Origin of the sequence: Formosa sp. S-31, from assembly GCF_051172795.1 — a bacterium.
Lineage (GTDB): Bacteria > Bacteroidota > Bacteroidia > Flavobacteriales > Flavobacteriaceae > Formosa.
Map to the genome: position 1 here is coordinate 207401 of NZ_JAENDK010000003.1, position 9020 is coordinate 216420.

Annotated in this window: 7 protein-coding genes; 1 reads left to right on the forward strand and 6 read right to left on the reverse strand. The window is 35.3% G+C overall.

The window, feature by feature from the left end:
• Positions 1 to 70 precede the first annotated feature (70 nt).
• On the reverse strand, positions 71 to 2338 hold the full coding sequence (katG, locus tag I3217_RS05400) for a catalase/peroxidase HPI (RefSeq protein ID WP_435048726.1): 2268 nt from the start codon (positions 2336 to 2338) through the stop codon (positions 71 to 73).
• A 188-nt stretch (positions 2339 to 2526) separates the two neighbouring features.
• The gene (locus I3217_RS05405; RefSeq protein ID WP_435048727.1) at positions 2527 to 2868 is read right to left on the reverse strand and encodes a hypothetical protein; all 342 of its coding nucleotides are present in this window, start codon (positions 2866 to 2868) and stop codon (positions 2527 to 2529) included.
• Positions 2869 to 2974: 106 nt separating this feature from the next.
• Here I3217_RS05405 and I3217_RS05410 point away from each other — a divergent pair, with 106 nt between their 5' ends.
• On the forward strand, positions 2975 to 4306 hold the full coding sequence (locus I3217_RS05410; protein ID WP_435048728.1) for a GH1 family beta-glucosidase: 1332 nt from the start codon (positions 2975 to 2977) through the stop codon (positions 4304 to 4306).
• A gap of 72 nt (positions 4307 to 4378) precedes the next feature.
• On the opposite strand, the gene I3217_RS05415 is transcribed toward I3217_RS05410, so the two are convergent.
• From I3217_RS05415 to I3217_RS05430, 4 genes are all read right to left on the reverse strand, one after another.
• A complete protein-coding gene (locus I3217_RS05415; RefSeq protein WP_435048729.1) occupies positions 4379 to 4909 on the reverse strand; it encodes a porin family protein in 531 nt (176 codons plus the stop codon).
• 100 nt (positions 4910 to 5009) lie between these two features.
• Positions 5010 to 5918, reverse strand: a complete 909-nt coding sequence (locus tag I3217_RS05420) for a Ppx/GppA phosphatase family protein (protein WP_435048730.1) — start codon at positions 5916 to 5918, stop codon at positions 5010 to 5012.
• Between the two features lies 1 nt (position 5919).
• Positions 5920 to 7983, reverse strand: a complete 2064-nt coding sequence (ppk1, locus tag I3217_RS05425; protein ID WP_435048731.1) for a polyphosphate kinase 1 — start codon at positions 7981 to 7983, stop codon at positions 5920 to 5922.
• Positions 7984 to 8085: 102 nt separating this feature from the next.
• Complete coding sequence (locus I3217_RS05430) at positions 8086 to 8574, reverse strand: SixA phosphatase family protein (RefSeq protein ID WP_435048732.1); 489 nt, start codon at positions 8572 to 8574, stop codon at positions 8086 to 8088.
• Positions 8575 to 9020 lie beyond the last annotated feature (446 nt).

Below are 9020 nucleotides of genomic sequence, written 5' to 3' on the forward strand. Positions count from 1 at the left end.
AAACAGCCAGACTAAAAGTCTGGCTGTAAAACATCAACACTGCTCATGTTGATCTATCAAAAAATAAAAACTACTTATAAATTAAATCGAATCTGTCAAGTTTCATCACTTTATCCCACGCTGCTACGAAATCATGAACAAACTGGGCTTTTGCATCGTCACTCGCATATAATTCAGCCAAAGCTCGTAACTCAGAATTTGATCCGAAAATTAAATCAGCACGCGTTGCCGTGTATTTAACTTCTCCAGTTTTTCTATCCTTACCTTCAAATGCTTCTTTAGTATCTGAAGACGCATTCCACTCAGTACCCATATCTAAAAGATTTACAAAGAAATCATTAGACAATTCATTCGTATTTGAGTTAAAAACACCATCCTGAGAACCGTTGTAATTAGCTCCTAAAGAACGCATACCACCCACTAGAACAGTCATTTCCGGCGCTGTAAGGGTTAATAATTGTGCTTTATCCACTAACAACTCTTCAGTAGGAATTGTGTATTGTGTTTTTAAATAGTTTCTAAATCCATCGGCCATTGGCTCTAACAATCCAAAAGACTCTATGTCTGTTTGTTCCTGAGTAGCATCCATACGTCCTGGAGTAAAAGGCACACTTACTTTGTATCCAGCATTAGAAGCCGCTTGCTCTACCCCTGCTGCACCTGCAAGTACAATTAAATCAGCCATTGACACTTTTTTAGCTCCTGATTTTGCATTAAAATCTGCCTGAATCCCTTCTAAAACACCTAATACTTTAGCTAATTGTGCAGGATTATTTACTTCCCAGTCTTTTTGCGGAGCCAAACGAATTCTCGCTCCATTCGCGCCACCTCGTCTATCCGAACCTCTATAAGTTGAAGCCGAAGCCCAAGCTGTAGTTACAACTTCAGAAATAGACAAACCTGAATTTAAAATTTGAGTTTTAAGATTTGCTATATCACTCGCATTAATTAACTGGTGATTTACAGCTGGAATCGGATCCTGCCAGATTAAATCTTCGCTAGGTGCTTCAGGGCCTAAATATGTTGTTTTAGGTCCCATATCTCTGTGTGTTAATTTAAACCAGGCACGTGCAAAAGCTTCGTTAAACAACTCTGGATTTTCGTAAAAACGTCTGGAGATTTTCTCGAAACTCGGATCCATTCTTAAAGATAAATCTGTAGTAAACATCGTTGGCTTATGCATTTTACCTTCTTCATAAGCATCTGGAACCATCATTTTAGGCTCTCCTTTTGCTACCCATTGGTGTGCACCTGCAGGGCTTTTTGTAAGTTCCCATTCGTTTTCAAATAAACTAAAGAAGAACATATGACTCCAGTGTGTTGGAGTTGGCGTCCAGGTTACTTCTAAACCTGAAGTAATAGCATCGGCTCCTTTTCCTGATTTGTAATCGCTCTTCCAGCCAAACCCCTGCTCTTCAATAGCAGCCGCTTCCGGATCTGCTCCTACATGCTTGGCATCTCCAGCACCGTGTGCTTTTCCTAAAGTATGTCCTCCTGCAATTAAAGCTACAGTTTCCTCTTCATTCATTCCCATTCTACCAAATGTTGCACGAATATCATCAGCTGCAAGAAGCGGATCCGGCACACCGTTTGGTCCTTCAGGATTTACATAGATTAATCCCATTTGAACCGCTGCTAACGGATTCTCTAACTCACGGTCGCCCGAATAACGTTTTTCATCGCTTAACCAGGTCTTTTCTGCTCCCCAGTACACATCCTTTTCAGGTTCCCAGGTATCTTCTCTTCCTCCGGCAAAACCAAAGGTTTCGAAGCCCATATCTTCTAAAGCCACATTTCCTGTTAACACCATTAAATCTGCCCAGGAAATTTTGTTACCGTACTTTTGTTTAATAGGCCAGATTAAACGTCTGGCTTTATCTAAATTAGCGTTATCCGGCCAACTGTTAAGTGGGGCAAAACGTTGCTGACCTGAACGAGAACCGCCACGGCCATCTGCACTTCTGTAGGTTCCGGCACTATGCCATGCCATTCTAATAAATAATCCTCCATAATGTCCGAAATCTGCCGGCCACCAATCCTGAGATTCAGTTAACACCTTTCGGATATCTTCTTTTAAAGCAGGGTAATCTAAACTATTGAATGCTTCAATATAATTGAAATCCTCTTGCATAGGATTTGACAATTCTGAATTTTGACGCAATATATCCAGGTTTAACTGGTTTGGCCACCAATCCTGATTTGTCGTTGCTTTTTTCTCTGATTTTGTTTTGGTTGCTCCAGAATTAGCATCGGTAGTGTGATCTTCCTTTTTGCCCTGACAAGCCGATGTCAACACACCTAAGGCAACTAGCACACTTAATTGTAAAATGTTTTTCATTTAAAAGTTATTTATTTTAGAATATTGGTGAGACAAATGTATCCCGAAACAAAACCTAAAACTGATAAATGAAATTGATTGTTTTTATTTTACTATAAACATTTTCAATACTACAAAAAGTTATTCTCATTCTGAATAACTTATATGAAGTTAAAATGATTTTAATTCAAGAAAAATTTAATACAATATTACTCCTTAATTCGAAAGCAACGCTCGCCTCCTAAGAACAATGGATCTCCAAAATCTTCCGACCAAAATCCATCCAGAACATCCTTAGAAATACAGCGATACACCACAACGCCGCGAAACACATGCTGATCTCCTCCTAAATAATGAAAATTAATTACAAGAATGTCATCTTTAAAAAAGCCTGTTCCAAACTGTTCCTGCTCATTATGAATTAGCCACTTTGCAGCAATCCTATTATTAACATCAAGAGTTAAGCTTAAGGTTCCTCGATAATTTACTTGATCTGCATTTTGATTTGTACCTATAATGGTATAATGCCCGACTAAATCCTGAATTGTCATAACGAATTAGAGTTTAAACACTTAAAACAACAGTTTAACACAAGGTTTACCTAAGTATTACATGCAATTTAACTGTAGAATGTAATTTGATACAAATTTACTAAACATGAAAACAATTAAGCGCTCTAATTTCCCTGAAGATTTTACCTGGGGTGTCGCAAATTCCTCTTACCAGACTGAAGGCGCTTATAATAGTTACGGTAAAGGACCTTCGATCTGGGATACATTTACCAATCGCAAAGTATTCAAGAAAGGAAATGGAAATATCGCAACAGATTTTTATCACAACTATAAAGAAGACATTAAAAGTGCTAAAGCATTACACTTAAACGCTTTTAGATTTTCTATATCCTGGTCCAGAATTTTCCCCGATGGAGAAGGTCGGATAAACCGAGAAGGTGTTACATTTTACCATGAGGTAATTCAATGTTGTTTAGAACATAAATTAGACCCCTGGATAACCTTATACCATTGGGATTTACCTCAAAAACTGGAAGACCAGGGTGGCTGGACCAATCGTAACATCATAGATTGGTTTAGTAGTTACGTGGATTTTTGCACCAAAGAATTTAAACAGGTAAAGTACTGGATGGTTTTAAACGAACCTATGAGTTTTATTGGTTTAGGTTATTTTATGGGCATACATGCACCAGGAAAAAAAGGCCTTAAAAATTTTCTTCCTGCAGCACATCATGCAACCCTTTGCCAGGCTGAAGGCGGAAGAATCATCAGAAAAAACCTTCCTAAAGCAATTATTGGCACAACCTATTCCTGCTCTTACGTTACTCCTAAAAATCGTCAGATTCTAAATGTTAGGGCTGCAAAACGAATAGACTCTTTACTTAACCGCTTTTTCATAGAACCTGCATTAGGATTGGGATATCCATATAAAGCCATTCCCGGGTTAAAACGCATAGAAAAATATTTTATGGCTGGAGATGAAAATAAAATGATTTTCAATTTCGATTTTATTGGCGTTCAATATTATTTCAGAGTAGTTGCCGAACATCGCATATTTCCATTAATACTTCATGCCGGAGAAATTCCCGCTTCCAAACGCAACGTAAAAACAAACAATATGGGTATGGAAGTTTTCCCTAAAGGCTTGTATAAAATGTTAAAACAATTCAATACCTACAAAGATGTGCATTCTATTTATATTACAGAATCTGGCATTTGTCTGGATGATGAGATAATACATGGAAAAATTAAAGACAAAGAACGTATTAAATACATAAAAAACACTTTAAAAGTCACTCAGAAAGCTTTAGGTAAAGGCATAAATATTAAAGGATATTTTAATTGGACACTGGTAGATAATTTTGAATGGGCCGAAGGGTTCTCCCCAAGATTCGGATTAATACACAACGACCATAACACCCAAAAACGCACTTTTAAAAAGTCGGCATACTGGCTTCAGGAGTATTTAAAACGCTAATTTTATTGTACAAAAAAGCCAGAACTCAACTATTGAATTCTTGCTCTCTTATTCCAAACCGTTAGTTTCTGATTAAAATACTTTAATACCTATTCCTATTTGAATATTACTGTTTTTAGCTTCATAAAACTGGTCGTCATCAAAAACATTGGTAAAACCATAAGAATATCGTACATCTATAAAAAAGTCGTCTAAAACCAGATATTCAAGACTGGCAACACCCGAAAACATCAGGTTTTTATAGCCATCTTCGTATTCGTGTACTTTTATTCCCATTTGAGGACCAACACCAAAAGCCAAACGCTCGTTAAACAAATATTTTGCTAAAACAGGAACATTAATATAATCTAATCTTAAGTCTTTATCTTTCGCACCTTCAGCAGAAAACTGAACCTCCGGGCTTATAGAAAAATGTTCGGAAACCCCATATTGCGCCAAAAAGCCAATCATAAATCCGTTTCTATGGGTATTTCCGCTTGGAACTTCAGATTCAAAGTCTAAATTGGAGATATTCATACCCGCCCGAACTCCGAATAAATCGAATTGAGCGAAACTGGTTGCAGAAATAAGTAGGGTTAAAATTAATAGCGTAGATTTTTTCATATTGCAAAAATTAATATCTAAAATAAAATTAAAAATTTTACTTAAAACTAAATATTAGATGAGTGTAGTATAAATAGGACAAACGGTAGAAATATTCGATTTATTCTAGCGTTTTACTTGACACCGTTTCGTAATATAAACTTTTTATAATCCCGTCACTTAATCCTATTTTTGGCACATAAATATCCTTTGCTCCACTCCATTTCATAGCCGAAAGATAGATGCGTGTTGCCGGTATAATTACGTCTGCCCGGTCCTGATTTAAATCTAATTCACTAATTCTTTCTTCGTAAGAATAGGTTTGAAGCATATTGTAATAAGACGTCAGATAAAAGAAGGTTAAAGGTTTGCCCATGGCTTTACCAGAGACTTTAAATATTTTGTTTATGTTCCCTCCTGACCCCAGCAACGCTATTTTTTCGTAATCTGAAGTGTGCTCTTTTATCCATAACTCAAGCTCTTCCCAGGTTTCCTTTTTAACCATATCATTTAACAGCCTCACCGTACCAATTTTAAACGACCTGGACACTTTGGTCACGCCCTGATCTATAACAGTAAACTCTGTACTACCCCCACCAACATCGACATACAGATAGGTTTTATTCTTATCGATATAAGAATTTAAATCGGTAGCTGCAATAATAGCCGCCTCCTCTTCGCCTTCAATAATATCGATCTTAATATTCGACTTATCTAAAATCTGCTTTACAACCTGAGGTCCATTTTTGGCTTCACGCATTGCCGAGGTCGCACAGGCTTTGTACATTACAACTTTATGCGATTTCATAAGTAACTTAAACGCCATCATGGTATCAACCATACGCTCGGTGTTTTGTTTGGAAATTTTTTCATGCACAAACACATCTGCCCCTAATCGTATAGGCACCCGTACTAACGAACTTTTTTTAAACCGGGTTGGTTTACCTTTTTCCTCGATTATATTGGATATCAGCAATCTTACGGCGTTAGACCCAATATCGATTGCTGCATATTTTTTTATGTTAAGCATATTACTCTTTTAGCTTATTCAGGTAATACTCATAAGTCGCAAACTGAGACCTTACCTTTGGTTTATTATTCCGTCTATATTGGTTCGTTTGATTTTCGTCTATAATACGTGCTTTTACATTGTCGCTCCAACAGATATTAAAGGTATCTATTAATTCGGCCTTAATATTCTCATCGTAAATTGGACAGGTTACTTCTACCCGATTTTCGATATTCCTTGTCATTAAATCTGCCGAAGAAATGTACACTTTTGGTTCGCCTGCATTTCCAAAAATATATAGTCTGGTATGCTCTAAAAATTTATCAACAATGCTTATAACTTCAATATTTTCACTCATTCCCGGAATACCCGGAACCAAACAGCACAAGCCTCTTACTATCATCTGAATTTTCACTCCGGCTCTACTGGCTTCATATAATTTATCTACCATTTTATAGCTGGAAATACTATTAATTTTAAGCCTGATATACGCCGGTTTTCCCTGTTTTACATTTACTATTTCGGCATCTATTAATTTATACAATGCACGTTCGGTATAATGCGGAGAGGTAATAATATGTTTATACTTGAAAATTAAATAATTTGTTTCAAAAAAGCTGAATACTTTATTAATATCTTTTAAAATTTTCTGATTGGCTGTGAATAATGTATAATCGGTATAAATCCTGGCTGTCGACTCATTAAAGTTTCCTGTACTTATAAATCCGTAACGATTAATTCTCCTTCCTTCTTCACGCTCAATAACACACATTTTACTATGCACTTTTAAACCCTGAACTCCAAAAATAAGATTAATCCCCTCTAACTCCATTTGCTCGGCATATTCTATATTCGCTTGTTCATCGAACCGAGCCTGAAGTTCTATAGAAACCGTCACCCCTTTTCCATTCTTAGCAGCATTAATTAATGAACTGGCGATATGAGAAATTTCAGCTAGTCGATAAATAGTAATTTTTATAGTCTTAACCTGTGGATCCAGAGCCGCTTCACGTAAAAATTTAACGATATAAGAAAAGGTCTGATACGGGGCATATAACAAATAATCCTTTTTGGCTATTGCCGAAAAAATACTGGTTTCCAAACTAAGCCCCTTTACTGGAAGTGGCGTAATTTTGTCGTATAACAAATCGGTTCTTCCTAAACTGGGGAAGCCCATATAATCTCTTCGATTATGATACCTCCCGCCGGGAATGATACTATCGGAAGGTTCGATATTCATCTTTCTTAATAAATAATGAAGCGTTTCTTCTTCAATAGTCTTGTCGTATACAAAACGAACAGGTTCGCCAATCTGTCTGTGCTTTACACTATCCGATATTTTATCTATAAAACTTTTCGAAAGATCACTGTCAAAATCCAGCTCACCATCACGGGTAATTTTAATCATATGAGCTGAAACAGACTTGTAATTAAAAATATTAAAAATATCGTTTAGGCAATAGCGAAGTAAATCATCCAGCATAATTATATAATCGTTATCACCTTCCTGCGGCAACACCACGAAACGATCCATGTTTTTGGAAATTTCGATTAAAGCATACTGATTTTTATTAGTATTCATTACCATTTTTACGGCCAGATAAGCCGCACTATCTTTTAACAATGGTAATTTAACAAGATCGTTTAAAATGATAGTCACTAAGGCAGGACTAACCTTTTCAAGAAAATATTGCTTTATAAATTTATGCTGAGATGGCTTGATTTGAGTTTCATTAATTATAAAAATCTTTTCTCTTTCAAGCTCTTTCTGAATAGCATCTAAAATTTCGAGACTATCAGATTGTTGTTTAATTACAATTTGAGTTATCTCTTCTAATAATTCGCTCGCTTTTACGCCACCCAATTCGCTCTTACCTGCTTTACCGGCCTGATCTATACGCTTTACCGTTGCATATCGTACTTTAAAAAATTCATCTAAATTATTGGAAAAAATACCTAAAAACCGAAGGCGCTCAATTAACGGTACATTTTTATCTTCGGCTTCCTGAAGCACCCTTGCATTAAACTGTAACCAACTAACTTCCCTGTTTACATAACTATTACTAAGCTTCTGTTCTATTGTCATAAAAGCAATTTTTTAACACTCACAAATATATTGCTTTTACTTTTTAATAGCCTTTTAAAATTATTATAAATAGTTTAAATAATCCGAGGTACTCCATTAATTTTAATCCAAATACTTTGGAAACAGCGTAAGAATAGTTATACCAGTTTGCAACGAACTCCAACAATCAATTTCCACATCAATATGCACAAGTCCACTGGTTGGCACATTGACTATCGTTTCACTTCCATATGCATTCGCAAAATTGGTAAATGCATTATTATGGCCAAAAATAAGTACAGTATCAATATTATCATCCAACCCCTTTATAAAATGCACTAACTGGCTTCCTCCAAAATCATATAATTGTTCCTTTATCTGTATTTCCGGAAGTTTTATTTTACTATTTTCAACAAAAATTCTGGCCGTATCCAATGCGCGTTTAGCATGACTGCTAAACACAGCTTCCGGAACTATGTTTGAGACCTCCTGAAATTTTTTCACAACTTTTTTTGTGTTGGAAATTCCTACATTTTTTAACGGTCTAAAAGTATCACTTACATCGTACTCCCATGAAGACTTTCCATGTCTAACTAAAATTATTGACTTCATAAATAAAAATTATTAACAAACTTAAAACAACAAAACACAACTATCTAATTTACAATATTTTACATTAAAAAGTAACAAAAGACTTGTTAACAAAAAAATATTAAATATCAAAAATCATCAATTTTTACTCGACCAAAAACATATTTTAACGTTTAACAACATTTAACAATCACTTTGTCGATTTTATAAGTCCTTTAACATTTAAATTTTCAAAAGTCAAACTATGTAAGTTGATTTGTATTTATAATGTATAAGATTATGATCCCAAGTCTAATTTCAAATATTAAAATATTAATTGCTGTAAACCAGCACTTTCCCTCAATATTTTTAGTAAACGCCTTATAACATTGCTTCTAACCACAAGCCATGCTGTAAGCTGTATTTGAAATTTTTCTGAATTCATACTTTAAAACATTATTTATAATTAATCAATAAATATATGGTGA